Source organism: Winogradskyella sp. 3972H.M.0a.05, from assembly GCF_040493455.1.
Taxonomy (GTDB): Bacteria; Bacteroidota; Bacteroidia; order Flavobacteriales; family Flavobacteriaceae; genus Microcosmobacter.
Window position 1 is genome coordinate 53,632 of sequence record NZ_JANFDA010000007.1, and the last position, 20,529, is coordinate 74,160.

Here is a 20,529-nt window from a genome sequence, read left to right on the forward strand (position 1 = left end):
TTTGCAACCAAACCGACCATCTAAGCTATTAATTCTATTCCTATGTTTTATAGGCTTTAGTTATCTTCCTGCACAAAATCAGCAGTTTCAGGAAAACACGTCTCATTATTTTCATCCAGAAATATTAGTAGGTAAAGCTACTGAGCCCAATGAGGGATTTCCAAAAACCAACTTACAAACTGGGTTTACATTTGGACTTGGGAGGTATAATCTAACCCAAGAAAGGGTTTGGGCAAAATGGCTCAATTTTCCAAAAACTGGTATATCTGCTAGTGTGTACGATTTTGGTAATACAGAAAAAGTCGGTAGAGCTTACACGATTATGCCATTTATGGAATATGATTTATCGAATAGACTTCATATTAATGCTGGAATTGGATTATCCTATACAGACACAAAATTTGATCCTGTTACCAATCCATTTAATGAAGCCATTACAACAGATCTCAACTGGTCGTTTCGATCTTTTTTCTATTATGATGTTTTTAAAAAAGAATCTATAGATTGGCGTTTTGGGTTGGGCTATGTACACCATTCTAATGGACATACAAGATTACCAAATCAGGGGTTGAATTCGTTTTTGGCTAGCGTTTCTGCATTTATTAAAACTTCACCTGAAATCCATCAACCAAAACCGGAAATAGAGAAGACTTCGACTCGTCAAACCTATTTCTCGTTCAAAGCTGGGTTGGGACAAAACGTACTTTCCGAAATATTCAATAATAAAAAAGAGGTGTATTCCGTAGCAGTGTCTGTAGGTAGAATTCATAACAAAACCTTCAAATTTGGAGGAGGATTGTACTATAGATTTTATGAACACTATTATGATTACATAAAATCTGATGGCGAATTGGTAGTATCTGATTATCCAATTTTCAAAGAAAATCCTTTTGGCTATGCCTCAGCCTATGGATTGTTCGGAACAGCAGAGTTATTACTCAGTCATTTTGGAGTAGAATTCGATATAGGCATCAACATTTCTAAACCTTTCTATAAGATTGATTGGATACTTAATCAAGGTTATGACTTTGTAAATCCTCAGGGTGAAACTATTGTTGTTTTAGGTGAACTCGACTGGTATTATGAAATCAAACGGACTATCTCTAGCCGCTTAGGATTAAAATATTATTTCATTACAAATGATAAGTCTCCAAAACATAATATTTTTATTGGTGCCCACATCAATGCCAACTTAGGGCAGGCAGACTTTACCGAGTTGAGCCTTGGTTACGTCTATCGTTTACCACTAAAAGAAAAAACCAAATAGAATGACAGCTTCAGAACTACAGCAATTAAAATACCCTATTGGTGAATTTGAAAAACCAGAAGTTATTTCTACTACAAACATTGAAAAATGGATTTCTGACATAGAACAATTCCCGCAACGCATAAAAGATACTACCGCAGGTTTAACTACAGAACAACTCAACTGGAAGTACAGACCCGACGGTTGGACTATAAAGCAGGTTGTTCATCACTGTGCAGACAGCCATATAAATAGTATTATACGATTTAAGCTTGCTTTAACTGAAGACTCGCCTACAATAAGACCTTATTTTGAAGATCGTTGGGCAACCTTAATTGATTGTAATGATGATGATCTTTCAGACACCTTGAGTTTGCTTACTGGATTGCATGCAAAATTGAGCAAGCTACTTCGAAATCTATCCGATACTGACTTAAAACGAGAATTTATTCATCCAGAATATGGTAAGCGATATAGTCTGGAGGAAACCATAGGCGTTTATGCATGGCACAGTAATCATCACCTAGCTCATGTTAAACAAGCCTTGGATCATAAAGGTGCTTTTAATTGATGAATTCTATTGATAAGTCCATAAGAGTTGCCAATTATTTGATTGATTATTTAATAATATTCTTTTGCTGGTTTGTTGTTGTTTTCGCTCTTCAAGCTTTCGACATAGGAATAAGCTTATTCTATCTCTTTGTATTTGTTTATTATTTTGCTTTTGAAGCTACTACCGGAAAAACTATTGGCAAACTATTTACTAATACTAAAGTTGTGCATTTGAACGGTTCTAAAGCTGGTACTTTTAGAATATTCTTAAGATCGTTTTGGAGAATTATGCCATTTGATACCATATCCTACCTTATGGGTTACGAACTTGGGCTTCACGACCTTATGTCTTCCACCAAACTGAAATTAGAATAGTCAATATCAATATGTCGTTATGACATTACTTGTGTCTTGGCAAGATTCTTGACTTTCATTTTGATATGAGAATCAACAACATAAGGTATTTTTTCATTCTAGGCATCTTACTTACATTTAGCCTAGCGTCTTATTCTGTTCCTCACACGCATCAGCTTAGAGTTCCAAATCAATCGGAGTGGATTCAACCCTCTAAAAAAGATTCAAGGGCTTATAACATTTCAAATCTTAAGGTTGAACGCTCCACAAGTCTTCTTAATCACTATGCATTTTGCTTTAATAGTGTTATAAATCTTCATAATGAAAGGCAAGCTATTACTTTCAATCACTATCAAGACAGTTACAATTTCGTAAAGCAACACTCCATAAAACTTCACTCAGAATATTCACTCCTATACCCTTCTGAAACTGCGTCATAATTCGCATTGACTTTTTCACCTAAGTATTAATCAGACATTCTATTTCAGAGTGTTGCAATGCATTTATTATGACTATAAAAAAAGGACTGCGATTACTCGCATTAGTGCTATTAATTGCCTTGGCTTGTGTAATGCCATTTCCCATAACCACATACAGAAAAGATAATTTACCTAAACACCTCATTGAGCAAGTAGAGCAAAAAAAAGAGGATGAAGAGGAAGATGATATTAAGGAATTGTTTTAAAACACTACATTCTTTCTGGCACACCAATACCTAAAACTGCAAAAGCATTTTTGATTGTATTTCCAACGGTTTGTGAAAGCTGTACTCTAAAGATTTTTTCATCTTGAGTTTCTGCCCCAAGAATAGATACATTCTGAAAAAATGAATTATACAACTTCACCAAATCATAGGTATAATTGGCAACTAATGCTGGGCTATACTCTTTTGCAGACTGCTGAAGTACTTCTGGGAATAGCTTAATTTGCTTAAGCAATTCCTTTTCTTTTTCATGCATAGAAACTTCAACACCTTTAGTATAATCGAAATCAGCTTTTCTTAAAATGGATTGAATTCTTGCATAAGTATACTGAATAAAAGGGCCTGTATTCCCTTGAAAATCTATAGATTCCTTAGGATCGAAAAGAATTCGTTTTTTTGGATCCACTTTAAGAATATAATACTTTAAAGCCCCTAAACCAATAGTCCTATACAACTCCTTCTTTTCTTCCTCAGAATAACCATCAAGTTTACCTAACTCTTTTGAAATCTCTTCGGCTGTTTTTGCCATTTCATCAACTAAATCATCGGCATCGACAACAGTACCTTCTCTACTCTTCATTTTTCCGCTTGGCAAATCTACCATGCCGTAGCTCAAATGATGTAGATTCTTAGCCCAATCGAAACCAAGTTTTTTCAGAATTAAGAACAATACTTTAAAGTGATAATCCTGTTCATTACCAACTGTATAAACCATACCATTAATATCTGGATGGTCTTTTACACGCTGTATTGCAGTTCCAATGTCTTGGGTCATATATACGGCTGTTCCGTCTGCTCTAAGTACAATCTTTTCATCCAGACCTTCATCAGTAAGATCACACCAAACCGAGCCATCTTCCTTTTTATAGAACACTCCAGATTTAAGCCCTTCAGCAATAAATTCTTTTCCTAATAAGTAAGTATTGCTTTCGTAATAGTAAGAATCAAAATCAACTCCTATAGCCTTATAAGTTACTTCAAAACCGTCATAAACCCATTGGTTCATCTTCTTCCACAATGCTACGATTTGTTCATCACCAGATTCCCATTTTCTAAGCATTTCTTGAGCCTCTAAGAGTATTGGCGCATTCTTTTTTGCATCTTCCTCTGTTTGACCTTCAGCAATTAATGTTTCTATTTCTGCTTTGTACTCCTTGTCAAACTTCACATAATAATTTCCAACAAGTTTATCGCCTTTTAACCCAGTGCTTTCAGGAGTTTCGCCATTTCCATAACGCTTCCAAGCTAACATACTTTTGCATATATGAATTCCTCTATCGTTAATGATTTGTGTCTTGTATACTTTTCTACCAGAAGCTTTTAAGATTTCAGCAACACTATAGCCCAACAATACATTCCTAATATGTCCTAAATGTAGAGGCTTGTTTGTATTTGGTGATGAATACTCCACCATTGTAGCTTCATCCTTGCCTCCGAGATCATAGCCATAAGCTACATCATCCTTTATGGTATTGAAAAACTTCAGATAGTAAACATCAGAGATTTCAATATTCAAGAATCCCTTTACAACATTAAATGCTTTGACGTCTTCAACATTATCCAGAAGGTATTGTCCTATGGTCTCACCAATAACCACAGGGTTGCCTTTTACAACGCGTAACATTGGGAACACTACGACAGTAATATCTCCTGCAAATTCCTTGCGCGTGGCTTGAAATTCTACAGTATCTAATTCTGCACTAAAACTATTGGCTACAGCAGCTTTTACATGTTGAGACAAAAGGTCTTGAAGACTCATAAATCTATGGTTTTTTTGAAACGCCAAAGATAGCAACTTTTACTGTAACTTTTGATGCGTATATATGGATAATACACCTCTATTTCTGGTTCAGTCTTAACTTATTAAATCTTCTTTAAATTGTATTTTTAAAATATTTAAATTATTGATTATTAATTAGTTATAAATATTATGCATTTCATCGATAAAAGTGTAGTTTTTCCATGATTTTATACCGTTTGTCGAAATACTTTTTTTTTAATCGAACACAGCAACCATTTCGTCTATTTTTTTGGCAATAAAACCTATAAATTAGGGTTTTACTGACCTTTTCGTCAATTTTGGTAGGCTATTAATCAATGTCCCAAATGTTGATGAAACTCACTGAAATCACATTAACACTATTGTTATTGTTTTTTGTGTTAGGACTATACCTCTCCCTCAAGGCTAAATTTAAACACAACTACATTGCAATTGAATCGACCAAACCAAAAAGATGAAGCAGTTATTAATCATAACTGTCATCTTCTTTTCCCTGTTCACTTACTCACAAAGTGAAGAGATAGACGATCTTATGATCGAATTGGCCTACCAAAACACAGATTCTGCCAAGGTAGACACCTCCATAAAACTTATAGAAGCGCTTTACAACATTGAAGATTACAAGCGTGCTTTAAAACATATAGACCAAACACAAAGATTATCTAAAACCCTTAACTACACCAAAGGGAATGCCGAGGCAAACTACTACAAAGCATTGATTTATACAGCTAGGGACGATTATTACAATGCCATAGATAATTACACCAAGTCTAAAAAATTCTTTCAACAATTGAGTGACACACTTGGCATAGCCAAAGTGAATAATAGCATTGGACTTATAGAAATAAAGCGCGGCAACTATTTGGTGGGACTCAGAAGTTCATTATCTGCCATTGAAATTTTTGAAGATCGGGATCTGAAAGGTGAATTAAGCAAAGCCTACAACAATCTTGCTGAGGCCTACTACAATACCGACCAGATTGACAAAGCACTTGAATTCAACATCAAAGCACTTGAGGTTAGAGAACAACTTGAAGATAGTACAGGTATAAAAATTTCAATCAAGAATATTGCGCAGTTGTATTCCATGCGAAAAGAGCATCGTAAAGCCATTGAATACTACGAAAAAGTTCTGGCATTGCTCGATCCTGATACGGATCAGACACTTCGAGGTGAAGTACTACCACGAATTGGAGATGAATATCTTCAATTTAGAGAATTTGATAAGGCCGCAGAATATCTCATTCAAGGTTTGAGATACAATCGAAGAGTAGATAACAAAGACGGAATCCTTAGATCGCTAAACTCTATTGGTAACCTCAACTTGCAACGTCGAAACTACCGTACTGCAGAAGGGCAACTGAATGAAGCTTATAATATTGCTTTGCAAATCGATAATAAGGATGAGTTATTGAAGAATTATAAACTTCACGTAAAGTTAGATTCAACCAAAGGATTCTTCCAAAATGCATTCTTCTGGCAAAACAAATATTATGATCTCAAAACTGAACTCGATAAAGCTAAACAACCAAAACTTGCTTTAGATGTTGATCCAAATGACTTAGAAGAACCTATCGAAGAAGAGACTGCTGTCGAAAACAAAAACACAGACAAAAATATTTCTGAAAGGATTGATAAGCTAAAGTGGTTGGCCTATGCTCTTGTCGGTTTACTAGCTTTGACTATTGTAGTGTTCTTAGTCAATAACGCTAGGCGTCAGAGAGAGAAAGAGCATACTAAGAATCTTGAATCTGAAAGACGAATTCTTCAAAAGGAAAATGATACATATCTAGAACAGGTTACCAATCTTGAAGAAATCAATAAAGTTAAAGACAGACTTTTTTCTATTGTATCTCATGACCTTAAAGATTCTATTTCATCTATAAAGGCATTTATAGATCTCTTGAAAGAAGATAGTATTACCAAAAAAGAGTTCTATAAGCTTATTCCTGAGCTTAGTGAAAATGCAGATAATGCATCATTACTTCTATTCAACTTATTGAATTGGTCCAAGTCACAAATGCAAAATCTGGAATCTAAACCAGAACTCTTCAATATTAAAGATGTTTTTGAGACTAAAATTGCTTTAGTTGAACAGAAAGTTGAGCAAAAACGTATTGTACTTATCGACGAATCTCAAAGTGATTTTGTTTATGCTGATAGAAGTATGATTGAAATCGTCATACAAAACCTTATTACTAATGCTGTGAAGTTTAGTAGAGTTGGTGACGTCATCACTGTATCTAGCCAGGAAGTAAACGGAAATATAATATTCTGTGTTGAAGATACTGGCGTTGGTATTTCAAAAGAAAACATTGATAAGCTCTTCGGTAATGAAGCCTTTACTACAATTGGGACAAAAAATGAAAAAGGCACAGGACTAGGATTAACGATTTGTAAAGAGCTTGTAGAACTCAATAAAGGTCGTATCTGGGTAGAGAGCCAGATAGGTGTTGGCAGTAAATTCTTCGTAGAGCTTCCAAAAGCTCCTCCTGCTTCATAAACTTTTGTATATTTAGCCAAACAACAACCTGACTAAATATGACACGTTACTTCATTATTCTATGTATGGCATTTGCCATTGTAAGCTGTAAAAAAGACACTAAGCAAGCAGAAACTACAACCGAAGAACCAAAAGTTGACACAGAACTCAAAGAACTTTTTGCACTTATGCAAGGATCTTTCAATTCTGAGGTGCAAGCAAAAGTAGATTCTTCTTACTACAATATTTCGCTTCACATGTACCCAATTTGGGAGGGTAAAGGAAACTTTCTTTATGTTGAACAAGCTCTAAACAGTATGCAAGACCGTCCTTACAGACAACGTGTTTATGAAGTTACCAGACTAAATGACAGTATGTTTAGCTCTGCTGTATATAGTCTACCAACTGATTCACTCTGGATTGGCAAATGGAAAACTCCAGGCGCTTTTGATTCTATTTCCAAATCTGATTTAGCGATAAGAAAAGGCTGTGAAGTTGTCTTAAAACGTATGGACAAAGATTACTTTGCAGGAAAAACAGGAGACAATACTTGCGAGAGCACACTAAGAGGAGCTTCTTATGCAAGAAGTGAGGTAGAAGTTATGGGTGACAAAATTATCTCTTGGGATAGAGGTTTTGATGCCGAGGGCAACCATGTTTGGGGTGCCGAAAAAGGTGGCTATATTTTTAATAAACTCGATTAAGCTTTAGGCAGAAATACTTCTGCCATCATACAACGAGCGCTTCCGCCTCCGCAAGCTTCAATAGTATCTAGAGAACTCGATAGAATATCACAGTGTTTTTCAATCTGAGAAATCTGCTTTGCTGTTAAACTATCATATGCTGCCTGACTCATAATTAAGTAACGCTTATCGTTAGTCCCTTTGACCTGAAGCATATTTCCGGCGAAGTTATTCACTTGAGCTTCGGTAATGTCAACGATTTCTTTTCCATCTTCTTTTAGATGTTTAATAACGTTCTTACGTTCTTTTTTATCATCTATAGAATCTAAACATATCACTGCAAAATTTTCAGCGAGGCACATCATTACATTAGTATGATATATGGCCTTTCGCTCATCACCTACAGTTTGGTTGGCAGTAAAGATCACAGGAAAATAATCGAAATCTTCACAAAACTCAATGAACAGACTCTCATCAGCTCTAGGCGATAAAGCACAATAAGCTTTACGGTTTACACGATCTAGAAGTAAGCTTCCAGTACCTTCCAAGAATACATCTTCCTCCTCAGCACTGGTATAATCGAGTACATGATTTATGATATAACCATCAGCTTCCAATTGCTCCAATACATCTTCACGTCTTTCTAATCTACGATTTTCAGCATACATAGGATATAAGCCTACAGTACCATTTTCATGAAATGAAATCCAGTTATTAGGAAAAACAGAATCTGGTGTATCAAACTCTTCAGTATCGTTTACCACAACGACATTAACACCAATACCTCTCAGTTTGTCTACATAAGCATCAAACTCTTGTTGTGCTTTAGTATTAACGGTTTCAGGCAAAAGCCCATCTAATACCTTCTGGTAATAATTATTTACAGCAGTTTGTTCGTTCATCCTAAAGTTTACAGGACGTACCATGAGTATTGTGTTGGTTGTTTGTTGCATATCTGAAGTTTGTGGAACACAAAATTAGGGTTTTTAGTATTTAATCTAAAGTTAAATCTAATCACTTTTAATTGGTTTTTAATTAAGTTTGAAAAGCATATAACTAACCAATATGAAAAAACTATTAGCCTTATCATTACTACTTCTTTCTTGCAATACCGATACTAAGAGTACAGACTTTGATTTCACAACTGTTTTTGAAAAAAGTAATGGTACAGAAACGGCTACATACGAACAGACCATCGCCTATTATAACAAATTAGCAGAAGCCTATTCAGAAATAGACATTAAAGCTATCGGCACAACCGATTCTGGAAATCCATTACATCTTGTTACATTAAACCCTGATGGAAACTTCGATTTTGAAAACATTAGAAGTAATAAAAGAGTCCTGCTTATCAATAACGGGATTCATCCTGGTGAATCAGATGGTATTGATGCAACTATGATGCTATTTAGAGATATAGCAGAAGGTAAGATTGAGATGTCAAAAAGCACTGTTCTCACTACTATTCCTATTTATAATATTGGCGGAAGCTTGAATAGAAACTCCACAACAAGAACCAATCAAAATGGTCCAGTGTCTTATGGTTTTAGAGGTAATGCGAGAAACTATGACCTCAATAGAGATTTTGTAAAATCAGATACTGAAAACGCAAAAACGTTTGCTCAAATTTTTCATAAGGTTCAGCCAGATGTGTTTATAGATAATCATGTAAGTAATGGCGCGGACTATCAATATGTATTGACACACCTTTTTACTCAGCATAATAAACTTGGAGGTGAATTAGGGAATTATTTACATACCGAAATGATGCCTAAACTAGAACAAAAGCTGGAATCAAAGAATTGGGACATTACACCTTATGTCAATGTTTTCAATCGCACTCCAGAGCAAGGATTTACACAGTTTATGGATTATCCACGCTACTCAACAGGATATACCACACTGTTTAATACTTTGGGCATGATGGTCGAAACACATATGCTAAAACCATATAAAGATCGTGTTGAAGGGACTTATGAACTCATGAAAAGTATGATAGAAATTGTAGAGGAAGACAATGCTATTATTAAGGAGCTTAGAAATAGCGCTTTTAATAATTTAAAACAAGGCGCAAGTTACACCTTAGACTGGACAATAGATACCACGCAAGTCTCCAAACTACAATTTAAGGGCTATGAAGGTGAAATGATTCCTAGTGCACTCACAGGAGCGGATCGACTTAAGTTTGATAGAAGCAAACCATTTACTAAAGACGTAAACTATCAAAATTACTTTGTACCAAAAACACAAGTTACAATCCCAAATGGTTATATAATTCCACAAGGATGGCATAATGTTATTGATCTTTTAAAGCTCAATAATGTTGAAATGACTATGCTTGAAAAAGACTCGTCATTCACTATACAATCCTATAAGATTTCCGACTATAAAACCAGGCAAAGTGCTTATGAAGGTCATTATCCACATTATAATACTAATGTGACAACAGAAAGCCAAACCCTGATATTCAGAAAAGGAGATTACATCATTGATACTGACCAAAAAGCAGTTAGGTATTTGCTTGAAACTCTAGAGCCTCAAGCACCAGATTCTTTCTTTAACTGGAATTTCTTTGATACCATTCTTCAACAAAAAGAAGGATTCTCACCTTATGTTTGGGAGGACAAAGCTGCCGAACTTCTGAGAAGAAATCCTAAATTGCAAATAGATTTTAATTTGAAAAAGTCACTAGATCCCGAATTTGCAAAGAATTGGTTTGCGCAATTAGATTGGTTACATAAAAAAAGTGACAACTATGAGAAAGCCCATTTACAATATCCTGTTTATAGAATACCTTAGAATTATGAAGACTAAAACATTAGCATTAATCATTATCGCTTTTATGTTCTTACAATGCAAAAAGAAAAGCGAAACCGTAGAACTTCCCGAAGAAGACTGTATATCATTAATCTTGAAAAAAGATGATTCTCTAGGCACTATCCGCAACCATCAAAGTGAAAAAATATCGCTTTCTGAAACTATAAATGCGTACGTTAAAGCAATGAAGCTAATGGATTTCTCTACTTGTCCTGATGACTTTAGAGTTGCTTTCGAAGATCATATTACTGCATGGGATAAAATGACATTAGTTACCAACAATTATCCCAATCTTCGTGGTGAAATGCACACACTTTTTGATAAAATAAAAAAGTCAAAAAATGCTGAGGAATTCAAACAGCGATTAGATGAGATTTGGGGTACATGGGAAAAAGTTGAAAAAGCCAAAGAGTAATTATTAAACCAATAGTTTAATATTTGCGTAACTATTCTCTAATGCCTTTTGGCTTTGGTCATCATTAAGCCATTTTACTTTGGTAATACCTTCAGCTTCTTGAGGAAATAATTCTCCTTCAAAATCTGTTTTCATTTCGAACCAGTAAGTAACTTTTATTTTATGCCTGCCATTCCTTTTGAAGATATGGTATGTTCGTTCTAGCGGTTTTACAATGCTGAGCCCAGTGACACCTGTCTCCTCTTCCACTTCTCTTATAGCAGTTTTATCAATGGTCTCTCTACGCTCTGCCTTACCTTTTGGTAAATCCCACTTGTTATTACGGTAGATAAACAAAATCTCACCTTTCTTGTTTCTCACCTTACCTCCACCTGCAATAACATTTGGCAACTTCTTCAGAAAAAGCTTAAGAAGCTTATCCTTATCTTCATGTATAAGTCTTATTTCTTGTAAGCCAGTATTATTAAGTAACTTAATTAGTTTACCCAGAGTTACTGTCTCCAGTAAGTAATTCTTAAAATAGGTTTCCTTCTCTACCTTGGTAGTAAGAATGATGGGCTTGTCGCCAACAAAAACTTTGTACATAATGGTTTCAATGACATTGTAAAAATATCATTTTTTATTGGAGTGCTTCATGTCGAAAATTAATTTTATTCTAATTCTCCAATCCTTAAAAATGCTTTATTTTTGCGGCATGATTTTCGACAAAGACACTGCAAAAAAAACGGCTGAACTTTTATTACAAATCAATGCTATAAAATTACAGCCAAACGAACCTTTTACTTGGGCATCTGGTTGGCAATCGCCAATCTATTGTGATAACAGAATAGTATTATCATTTCCTGTTATTAGAAATTATATCCGTGAGCAAATGGCAAAACATATTGAAAACCAGTATGGAAAACCAGATGTTATTGCTGGTGTTGCCACTGGAGCAATAGGGATAGGTATGCTAGTTGCAGAATATATGGGATTACCTTTTGTGTATGTAAGACCAGAGCCAAAGAAACATGGCCGTCAAAACCAAATTGAAGGCTTCATACAAAAAGGACAAAATGTAGTCGTAGTAGAGGATCTAATCAGCACAGGAAAAAGTAGTCTCAATGCTGTAAAAGCACTCCGTGAAACTGAAGTGAATGTTAAAGGTATGGTTGCTATCTTTTCTTATGGGTTTGCAGTCGCTTCAAATAATTTTGATACAGAAGAAGTAACATTACATACTCTTAGCAATTATGAAAATTTACTAGAACAAGCTTTAGACACCAACTATATTACTGAGAAAGAACAAGACATTTTAGCACTTTGGAATGCCAATCCTAGCGAATGGAACGCTAATTGATATAGTGCTTACATAAAATATTATTACATGAATTTAGAATCTCCTAAAGTAACACTCAATAAATCACCTCAAGAGGTATTTGATTTTTTATCTGATGTTAAGAATTTTGAATCCTTAATGCCAGAAAACATTAGTAAGTTCGAAGTCCTTGAAGAAGACACCTTCTTATTTGCATTAAAGGGTATGCCAGAAATAGTACTAAAAAAGAAAGAAGCAGAAGCACCAAACAAGATTGTACTTGGTGCAGCTGGAGGCAAACTAGACTTTTCTCTAACAGCAAACATCCAAGCCTCTGGTGACAATGGTAGTGATGTACAGTTGGTTTTTTCGGGAGACTTTAATCCTATGATGGCTATGATGATCAAAGGACCTATTGGTAAGTTTATTGAAACTTTAGTTACAAGTATGAAAACTGCGGTCTAGTATAGGAGCGTAATGGTTTTGTGCTCGTATTCTTTGATGATATCATCTTCAACTAATACTCTAAGTCTTCCAGAATCGGTTACACCCTTAATAATACCAGTGAACGTATTGCCTTCAGCGTCTTTGAATGTTGAAGGTTTATTTTTTCTAAATAAATTGGTTTCATAATCTCGCTTCAAATCAAGAAATGATTGCGCTTTCATATTTTGAAAGCCTTCCTTGAGTTGTTGTATAAACGCAAAAAGTATTTCATCTAAATCATGATTCTTACCAGAAATTAAGCGCAAAGATGACGCTTGAGGCAAATCTGTGAATTCCGTTTGGTTCACATTCAGTCCGACACCTATAATCGAAGCTTTCAAAGTGTTTTGCTTCAAAATATTTTCAATGAGTATGCCGCCCACTTTCTTTTGTTCTGACAAAATGTCGTTAGGCCATTTTATCTGTACTTTTTTTATCGAAAATAATTTCAATGTCTTCATCAGTGCCAATGCCACGACCATACTTATCGCATAGTTCTGATTTACTTTCAGGAACGAAACATCCTTAAACACACTAAACATAAGGTTTTTGGAAGGTTGAGACTGCCAGGTAGTACCCATTTGTCCACGACCTTCTTTCTGATATTGAGCACTAACAACAGTGAAATCTTTCAATGCTTTTGCAACACTTAACTGCCTTAGGTAGGTATTCGTAGAGTCAATGGCATCAAGTTTGATTATTTGCATATAACAACAAAAGAGTTTTTATAACTTTCTTAAGACAAATAAAGCGCTTTAAGAATTAAAAAAGTAATAACTTTGTACAAATTTAAATCAATTTAATGACGAAAGAAAAACCGAATGCGGATCAACTGATATCAGTGATTTTGAGCGGCATTGAAGATGTAAAAGGACAAGAAATTAATATTTTAGATTTAAGAGAAATAGAAAACACGGTTTGTGATTATTTCATAATATGCGAAGGAACTTCCAACACCCAAGTAAACGCCATTGTTAATTCCGTCCAGAAAAAAGTTAGCAAAGAACTAAAAGATAAGCCATGGCACATTGAAGGTAATGATAATGCCGAATGGGTTCTTATGGATTACGTTAATGTCGTAGTTCATGTATTTCAGAAGCATATCAGAGAGTTTTATGATATTGAAAGTCTTTGGGGAGATGCCAAAACAACCGTTATAGAAACTAGTTACTAAAAAAACATTAATGGCAAACGATAATAATAACAATAACAAGAATTTAAACAAGAAACCAAAAATAAGTCCTTATTGGATTTATGGTATTGTGATTGCAATCTTCCTTGGAATACAAATCGTTTCTGGCGGGTTTGGAGGCTCTAGCGTAAAGCGAACGTCTCCTGCGCAATTCATGGAGTATCTTGAAGATGGAGATGTAGCTAAACTTGAGATTATAAGAAACACTCACGTTGCCAATGTCTTTTTATCAAAAGAAGCCTTAGAGAAGGATAAACATAAAAATGCCAAATCTAAGAGCTTAATCCCTACAGTATCTGCAATACCAAACTATACGTTTGAGTTTGGAGACCTACAAAATTTCGAAAATGAAGTCAACAAAGTCATTGGAGACAAAAACCTCGACACAGAGTTAACCTTCGATACAGATCAAAATGTATGGGGCGATTTATTACTTACCCTCCTCCCTTTTGTATTGATTATAGGTGTTTGGATATTCATTATGAGGCGTATGTCTTCTGGTGCTAGTGGAGGTGCAGGTGGACAAATATTCAATATTGGTAAATCTAGAGCAAAGCTGTTTGACGAAAAGTCGGATACCAAAACATCTTTCAAAGATGTAGCCGGACTCGAAGGTGCAAAAGAAGAAGTCCAAGAGATTGTAGATTTCCTTAAAAATCCTGAAAAATACACATCATTAGGTGGAAAGATTCCAAAAGGTGCGCTACTTGTTGGCCCTCCAGGAACTGGTAAAACGCTTCTTGCCAAAGCAGTAGCAGGTGAAGCTAAAGTACCTTTCTTCTCATTATCTGGTTCAGATTTTGTTGAAATGTTCGTAGGTGTTGGTGCTTCTAGAGTACGTGACCTCTTTAAGCAAGCCAAAGAAAAATCACCTTCTATCATTTTCATTGATGAGATTGATGCGATAGGTAGAGCAAGAGGTAAAAACAATTTCTCTGGTTCTAATGATGAACGTGAAAATACATTGAACCAGTTATTAACTGAAATGGACGGCTTTGGCACGAATACAAATGTCATTGTATTAGCAGCAACAAACCGAGCAGATGTCCTCGACAAAGCCTTAATGCGTGCTGGTCGTTTTGATCGTCAAATTTTTGTAGATCTTCCAGACGTTAGAGAGCGAAAAGAGATTTTTGAAGTTCATTTAAAGCCTTTGAAAAAGGCCGACAACCTAGACGTAGATTTCTTAGCTAAACAAACACCAGGTTTCTCTGGAGCTGACATTGCCAATGTATGTAACGAAGCGGCTTTAATTGCTGCTAGAAACAATAAGAAAGCAGTAAACAAACAAGACTTCTTGGATGCTGTTGATAGAATTGTAGGAGGATTAGAAAAGAAAAATAAAATTATAACACCTGAAGAGAAACGCGCTGTTGCATTTCATGAAGCTGGTCATGCCACTGTAAGCTGGATGCTAGAGCATGCTGCCCCTCTGGTAAAAGTTACTATCGTTCCTCGTGGACGTTCTCTAGGTGCTGCTTGGTATTTACCTGAAGAACGCTTAATTGTTCGACCAGAACAAATGCTTGATGAAATGTGTGCTGCATTAGGTGGTAGAGCTGCAGAAAAAGTAATTTTCGATAAAATTTCTACAGGGGCGCTTAGCGATTTGGAAAAAGTTACAAAGCAAGCTAGAGCTATGGTTACTATCTATGGTTTGAGTGATAAAGTAGGTAACCTCACATACTACGACTCTTCTGGGCAATCTGAATATGGCGGTTTTACAAAGCCTTACAGTGAGCAAACTGCAGAACTAATTGATAAAGAGATTTCAGATATTATTGAAGAGCAATATCAGCGTGCGTTAAAGATTTTGGCAGATAATAAAGATAAGCTTACCGAGCTTGCAGAAGTTCTTTTGGAAAAAGAAGTAATCTTTAAAGACAATTTGGAAAAAATCTTTGGTGAACGACCATTTGATAAAGATAAATCTGAAGCCCAAAAAGAAGAAAACGAAGATCCTGTTAAAGAATTCGATCTTAAGCAAAAAACACAAGAGGATACAGTAGAGGAATAATTAATGCTGTAACTCATCGATATACTCTTAGAAAAAACTTAAATAAACCCCGTGTTCGTTTAAGTTTTTTTATATTTGGTAAATTGCAGAAGAACCCAGATTAATAGTTACCTTATAAATGAGCCTATTTCGTAAAATCTTTGGACTTAAAGACAATTCCGAAGAAAACATAAAAAACGAAGAACGTGGCAAATACATGCCAGAAGTTAAGCTCCCAATTGACGAAAGATTTACAATAAATTTTAAAGCCAATGGAGGGAAATTTCTGTATTGTGAAAACATGGGAGAGGTTCATCAAAGTTTGGGTAATATTCTCGAGGAGAATAAGTGGAATGACAAAGATGCACTTTTACTAGACGAACGACTAGAAGACTTATTCAAAGACGCCAATCTCAAAGTAACTAAATCAATACCTCAAGGCACTTTCTTCTTATCCACTTGCGAATACTTAATTTCTGATGATGGTTCATTATTAATTTGTTCCAATCAAATTGCAGAGAAAAAACTCAAAGAATTACCAATAAACTTCATCATCTATGCTACAACTAGCCAATTTGTAGAAAATATTGGTGAAGGGTTAAAAGGTATCAAAGCTAAAAACAAAGCCAAAATACCTACGAATATCACTACGATAAAGCATTTCAAAAGTGAAGACAATAAAGACTTTCTCACTTACGGAAGTAGTTCAAAAAACTTATATTTACTGCTCTTAGAAGATCTTTAAACATGAAAGAACTTGCTACTAGAGCTATATCTGGAGCCATATATGTAAGCTTATTACTAATATCACTCAAATGGTCTTATGTTCTCATTGGAGTGTTTTTTGTTTTTGGAATCATCAGTTTGATGGAATTCAACAAACTTATTCATCTCAAAAGTATAGTCCCTTACATCATCTTTTTGATACTCTATGTTTGCTTTGGGTTCTGGGATGAACTTATAGGCTACGAAAATGGTTTTAGTGAAGCAGTACAGATCCTTCAAGTGATAACGATTTTTGTGTTACTATTCTTGATTAAAGATTTGTTTTCAGAAAAGCGAATTCCCCTTTTCAACACTAAGCGTTTCATCATTACAACATGTTACCTTACAAGCGGATTTGTATTCTTAATTCTTATAGCACATTTCAATAGAACCTTTACTCCGTATCTACTTCTTGGATGTTTCATTTTGGTATGGGTAAATGATTCTTTTGCATATCTAATCGGCAAGAATTTTGGTAAGCAAAAACTGTTCCCTAGAGTTTCTCCAAAAAAGACAGTAGAAGGGTTCCTAGGTGGTCTCTTTTTTGCATGTATCGCTAGCTATTTTATTGCTACCTTTACAGAGACATTAGATTTCACCAAGTGGCTTATTTTAGCTATTATTGTGAGCGTTTTTGGTACACTGGGAGACTTGATAGAATCCAAATTTAAGCGTCAAGCAGAAGTTAAAGATAGTGGTGTTATTATGCCAGGACACGGAGGCCTTCTAGATCGCCTCGATAGTATAATATTTGCGGCACCATTTGTATATGTATTTTTAAGATTTATTGATTATGTTTCATAAAGAAGGTCATAAAATAATTTTCTTTTCAATGGTATTTACCGTTGGATTATTGTTCTTGGTAGATGAATTTGTTACCATTTATTGGTTAAGAACTGGATTAATGGTTTTGGCATTGGTATTCTTCATTCTTATTCTTCAATTCTTCAGAAATCCCAAGAGAAAAACTGTAATCAACGACAACCATGCATTATCTCCTGTAGATGGTAAAGTTGTTGTTATTGAAGAGGTTTTTGAGCCAGAATATTTTAATGATAAGCGTTTACAAGTTTCTGTCTTTATGTCTCCAATAAACGTACATGTTACAAGGTATCCAATTGGTGGCGAGATTGCATTCAGTAAATATCATCCCGGAAAATATCTTGTGGCTTGGCACCCTAAAGCCAGTGAAGAAAACGAACGTACTACTGTTGTAGTAGAAAACCAAAACTCAGGAAAAATTCTATACAGACAAATTGCAGGTGCGCTGGCCAAGCGTATCGTAAATTATGCAGTCCCAGAAACCAAAGTTGTACAAGGTGCGGATTCTGGATTCATTAAGTTTGGCTCTAGAGTGGATTTGTTCTTACCTTTAGATGCAAAGATTAAAGTAGACCTTAACCAAAAAGTAAGAGGCGGAGAAAGTATTATTGCAGAAATGCCATGACTTCTGAAGAACTAGATAAAGAATTTCAAGATGCCGTAGAGCGAATCAATGCGCTTGAAGGCCCTTTTCCTGCCGATTTTTTATTACGCCTTTACGCCTACTATAAAAAAGCGACTAACAATTACGGAAGGCCTAGCAGCCGAAAACCCATGATTAATGCCTTCAAAACCAATGCCCTTTTTCAGGTAAAAAATGTTAGCGTAGATGAGGCCAAACGAATTTATATCGACCTCGTAAACAACTACTTCCTCTATAGGAAATAGGTAAATCTTAGCATTTATTTTCAAAGTCTTATATTTATAGTGCAATTGCTATTTTTATGAAGACTAATTCTATCGCTGCTTTGCTGTGCGCGCTATTTTCGTGTACGGTAAACGCTCAAACTTTCGATGCTTTTTATGGCTCTTTAGTAGATAACGTATCCTATACAAATATTCTGAATGATCTTACGACTTTTGAGAATTTTGGAGTTAAGGAAGTAGGAACTAATGCTCTAACCAATGCCGAGAATTGGATTGTACAACGTTATCAAAATTTAGGGTATACTAATGTAGAGCTACAAGAGTTCACTTATGCTAGTGGTACTAGTAATAATATCATTATCACTAAAACAGGCACGGTTTATCCTAATACATTCCTGATCATCGATGGTCATTACGACACCATTAATGGACCAGGAGCTAACGATAATGGAAGTGGTACAGTCCTCATTCTGGAATTAGCAAGACTTCTGAAAGATGTTGACACTGAATATTCTATTAAGTTCATTCATTTTAGTGGAGAAGAAGATGGCCTTTGGGGAAGTAGTTATTATGTAAACAATACGGTTAATCCTCAAAATTTAAACATCTCTTTAGTATTCAATATTGATGAAGTTGGTGGCGTTAGTGGGCAAGTCAATGATACTATTGTCTGCGAAGAAGACAGAAGTAGCCCTCCAACTAATAACGCAGCTTCGACTGAAGCTACCATACAGTTAGCTAATTGTATGGAGCTATATTCAAACCTTAACACTGAAATTTCTTTTGCTTACGGATCGGATTATATTCCTTTTGAAAATAATGGTGAAGTGATTACTGGATTGTTCGAAAAGAATCAATCGCCTTATGCACATTCACCAAATGATACTCTGGCCAATATGGACGTCAGTTATCTAACTGAGGTAACCAAAGGATCACTTGGTGCAGCATTACATTTTGCAATTGGCACAGAAGCGCTGTCTACACCTCAATTTACAAATGATGAGCTTAAAATCTACAACGATACCTCAACCAATACGCTTCACATAGATTTTGAAACACCTGCACCAGAAACGCCTTCTATGTACATCTCTGACACATTGGGTAAGATTGTATTAAACAGTACTTCCTTGGAAAATCAATTCAACAGTATTAGCACGGCAAGTCTAAGCAAAGGCATTTATGTCGTCAATGTGAGTTCTGGTTCTAAAAGTCTGAACAAGAAAATTGTAATCCATTAATTTTAAGATATTAATAGAACTTTGTAATTTTAAGATTCATTAATCCTTAGAACTAATGAGAGGAAAAAATTTAAAAATTCGCCTTCTTATCGGGTTGGCCATTGTTGCGTTTGCATTCTTCAAAAAATGCAGTCAGCAAGAAAAAAATCCTTACACAGGCAGAACACAAACCATTACAATGACGCCAGATCAGGAGATAGCTATTGGGCTACAAAGTGCTCCGCAAATGGCAAGACAACATGGTGGTTTACATCCAGACAATCGTTGGCAGGCTTTAGTTGACAATGTAGGAAACAAGCTTGTAAATAATAGTATAGCTAAGCAAACACCATACAAATATGAGTTTCATTTACTCGCAGATCCAAATACAATCAATGCTTTTGCTTTACCTGGAGGACAAATCTTTATCACTTATGCCCTATTCTCTAAATTAGAAAGTGAAGATCAATTAGCAGGAGTTCTAGGTCACGAAATTGGTCATGTCTTAGGTAAACATTCTGCAGAACGTATTGGTGAAACTGAGTTTTGGCGTACCGTATCTACAGGAGCATCTGTTGGAGCCGATATGGGCGGGCTGGTTAATGGAATAGGTCAACAGACATTATTGAAAAATGGTCGTGGAGATGAACTGGAAAGTGATGAGCTTGGTGTGAAATTTATGATCGATGCTGGTTACGATCCTGAAGCCTTAATTGGCGTAATGCAGATTTTAAAAGCGGCGGCTGGCCCAAATCGTGTACCGGAGTTTCAAAGTACACATCCAGATCCTGAAAACAGAATTGAAAAAATAAAAGAAGCCATTAGAAAATACAAAAATGCGTCCTAAAAAGGACG

At 35.4% G+C, this 20,529-nt stretch carries 22 protein-coding genes; 18 read left to right on the plus strand and 4 right to left on the minus strand.

Translation table 11 applies throughout. The features are described 5' to 3' along the window. The first annotated feature begins 1 nt into the window (after position 1). The 4 genes from NCE97_RS13465 (at position 2) to NCE97_RS13480 (ending at position 2,837) form a co-directional block, all read left to right on the plus strand. Positions 2-1,267, plus strand: coding sequence for an acyloxyacyl hydrolase (locus tag NCE97_RS13465; RefSeq protein WP_353779801.1), 1,266 nt, complete (start codon positions 2-4; stop codon positions 1,265-1,267). Position 1,268: 1 nt separating this feature from the next. After that, positions 1,269-1,817, plus strand: a complete 549-nt coding sequence (locus tag NCE97_RS13470; RefSeq protein WP_353779802.1) for a YfiT family bacillithiol transferase — start codon at positions 1,269-1,271, stop codon at positions 1,815-1,817. Further along, complete coding sequence (locus tag NCE97_RS13475) at positions 1,817-2,173, plus strand: RDD family protein (protein WP_353779803.1); 357 nt, start codon at positions 1,817-1,819, stop codon at positions 2,171-2,173. The genes NCE97_RS13470 and NCE97_RS13475 overlap by 1 nt, the downstream gene beginning before the upstream one ends. 487 nt (positions 2,174-2,660) lie before the next feature. Continuing rightward, on the plus strand, positions 2,661-2,837 hold the full coding sequence (locus NCE97_RS13480; RefSeq protein ID WP_353779804.1) for a hypothetical protein: 177 nt from the start codon (positions 2,661-2,663) through the stop codon (positions 2,835-2,837). 4 nt (positions 2,838-2,841) lie between these two features. On the opposite strand, the gene argS is transcribed toward NCE97_RS13480, so the two are convergent. After that, positions 2,842-4,614, minus strand: a complete 1,773-nt coding sequence (gene argS, locus NCE97_RS13485) for an arginine--tRNA ligase (protein WP_353779805.1) — start codon at positions 4,612-4,614, stop codon at positions 2,842-2,844. 475 nt (positions 4,615-5,089) lie between these two features. Between argS and NCE97_RS13490 the strand changes: the two genes are divergently transcribed. Next, positions 5,090-7,138 carry an ATP-binding protein gene (locus NCE97_RS13490; RefSeq protein ID WP_353779806.1) on the plus strand — a complete coding sequence of 683 codons (2,049 nt, stop codon included), beginning with the start codon at positions 5,090-5,092 and terminating at the stop codon, positions 7,136-7,138. A gap of 38 nt (positions 7,139-7,176) precedes the next feature. Continuing rightward, complete coding sequence (locus NCE97_RS13495; protein ID WP_353779807.1) at positions 7,177-7,821, plus strand: chromophore lyase CpcT/CpeT; 645 nt, start codon at positions 7,177-7,179, stop codon at positions 7,819-7,821. On the opposite strand, the gene ctlX is transcribed toward NCE97_RS13495, so the two are convergent. Continuing rightward, positions 7,818-8,753 carry a citrulline utilization hydrolase CtlX gene (gene ctlX, locus NCE97_RS13500; RefSeq protein WP_353779808.1) on the minus strand — a complete coding sequence of 312 codons (936 nt, stop codon included), beginning with the start codon at positions 8,751-8,753 and terminating at the stop codon, positions 7,818-7,820. The two genes, NCE97_RS13495 and ctlX, sit on opposite strands and share 4 nt — an antisense overlap. Positions 8,754-8,865: 112 nt before the next feature. On the opposite strand from ctlX, the gene NCE97_RS13505 reads away from it, so the two are divergent. Together NCE97_RS13505 and NCE97_RS13510 are read left to right on the plus strand one after the other, a co-directional pair. Beyond that, complete coding sequence (locus NCE97_RS13505; RefSeq protein ID WP_353779809.1) at positions 8,866-10,599, plus strand: M14 family metallopeptidase; 1,734 nt, start codon at positions 8,866-8,868, stop codon at positions 10,597-10,599. Then, entirely contained in the window at positions 10,556-11,032 is a 477-nt protein-coding gene (locus NCE97_RS13510; RefSeq protein ID WP_353779810.1) for a hypothetical protein, read from the plus strand. Before NCE97_RS13505 ends, NCE97_RS13510 begins: the two co-directional genes overlap by 44 nt. 3 nt (positions 11,033-11,035) lie before the next feature. Here NCE97_RS13510 and NCE97_RS13515 read toward each other — a convergent pair whose 3' ends face one another. Then, on the minus strand, positions 11,036-11,617 hold the full coding sequence (locus NCE97_RS13515) for an NUDIX hydrolase (RefSeq protein WP_353779811.1): 582 nt from the start codon (positions 11,615-11,617) through the stop codon (positions 11,036-11,038). Between the two features lie 109 nt (positions 11,618-11,726). On the opposite strand from NCE97_RS13515, the gene pyrE reads away from it, so the two are divergent. Next, complete coding sequence (gene pyrE, locus NCE97_RS13520; RefSeq protein WP_353779904.1) at positions 11,727-12,371, plus strand: orotate phosphoribosyltransferase; 645 nt, start codon at positions 11,727-11,729, stop codon at positions 12,369-12,371. A gap of 27 nt (positions 12,372-12,398) precedes the next feature. Further along, positions 12,399-12,794 (plus strand): SRPBCC family protein, encoded by a 396-nt coding sequence (locus tag NCE97_RS13525; protein WP_353779812.1) that lies wholly within the window; start codon positions 12,399-12,401, stop codon positions 12,792-12,794. On the opposite strand, the gene NCE97_RS13530 is transcribed toward NCE97_RS13525, so the two are convergent. Continuing rightward, positions 12,791-13,522, minus strand: coding sequence for a biotin--[acetyl-CoA-carboxylase] ligase (locus NCE97_RS13530; RefSeq protein WP_353779813.1), 732 nt, complete (start codon positions 13,520-13,522; stop codon positions 12,791-12,793). The two genes, NCE97_RS13525 and NCE97_RS13530, sit on opposite strands and share 4 nt — an antisense overlap. 95 nt (positions 13,523-13,617) lie before the next feature. Here NCE97_RS13530 and rsfS point away from each other — a divergent pair, with 95 nt between their 5' ends. The 8 genes from rsfS to NCE97_RS13570 all read left to right on the plus strand — a co-directional run bounded on the left by rsfS (position 13,618) and on the right by NCE97_RS13570 (position 20,521). Then, positions 13,618-13,989 carry a ribosome silencing factor gene (gene rsfS, locus NCE97_RS13535; protein WP_353779814.1) on the plus strand — a complete coding sequence of 124 codons (372 nt, stop codon included), beginning with the start codon at positions 13,618-13,620 and terminating at the stop codon, positions 13,987-13,989. Between the two features lie 10 nt (positions 13,990-13,999). Then, on the plus strand, positions 14,000-16,024 hold the full coding sequence (ftsH, locus tag NCE97_RS13540) for an ATP-dependent zinc metalloprotease FtsH (RefSeq protein ID WP_353779815.1): 2,025 nt from the start codon (positions 14,000-14,002) through the stop codon (positions 16,022-16,024). 118 nt (positions 16,025-16,142) lie between these two features. Further along, on the plus strand, positions 16,143-16,748 hold the full coding sequence (locus NCE97_RS13545) for an LUD domain-containing protein (RefSeq protein WP_353779816.1): 606 nt from the start codon (positions 16,143-16,145) through the stop codon (positions 16,746-16,748). Between the two features lie 2 nt (positions 16,749-16,750). Further along, complete coding sequence (locus NCE97_RS13550) at positions 16,751-17,572, plus strand: phosphatidate cytidylyltransferase (RefSeq protein ID WP_353779817.1); 822 nt, start codon at positions 16,751-16,753, stop codon at positions 17,570-17,572. Further along, positions 17,562-18,215, plus strand: a complete 654-nt coding sequence (locus tag NCE97_RS13555; protein WP_353779818.1) for a phosphatidylserine decarboxylase family protein — start codon at positions 17,562-17,564, stop codon at positions 18,213-18,215. Before NCE97_RS13550 ends, NCE97_RS13555 begins: the two co-directional genes overlap by 11 nt. Beyond that, positions 18,212-18,478, plus strand: a complete 267-nt coding sequence (locus NCE97_RS13560) for an acyl-CoA-binding protein (protein WP_353779819.1) — start codon at positions 18,212-18,214, stop codon at positions 18,476-18,478. Before NCE97_RS13555 ends, NCE97_RS13560 begins: the two co-directional genes overlap by 4 nt. A gap of 56 nt (positions 18,479-18,534) precedes the next feature. Further along, a complete protein-coding gene (locus NCE97_RS13565; RefSeq protein WP_353779820.1) occupies positions 18,535-19,695 on the plus strand; it encodes a M20/M25/M40 family metallo-hydrolase in 1,161 nt (386 codons plus the stop codon). A gap of 55 nt (positions 19,696-19,750) precedes the next feature. After that, a complete protein-coding gene (locus NCE97_RS13570) occupies positions 19,751-20,521 on the plus strand; it encodes a M48 family metalloprotease (protein ID WP_353779821.1) in 771 nt (256 codons plus the stop codon). Positions 20,522-20,529: the final 8 nt, after the last annotated feature.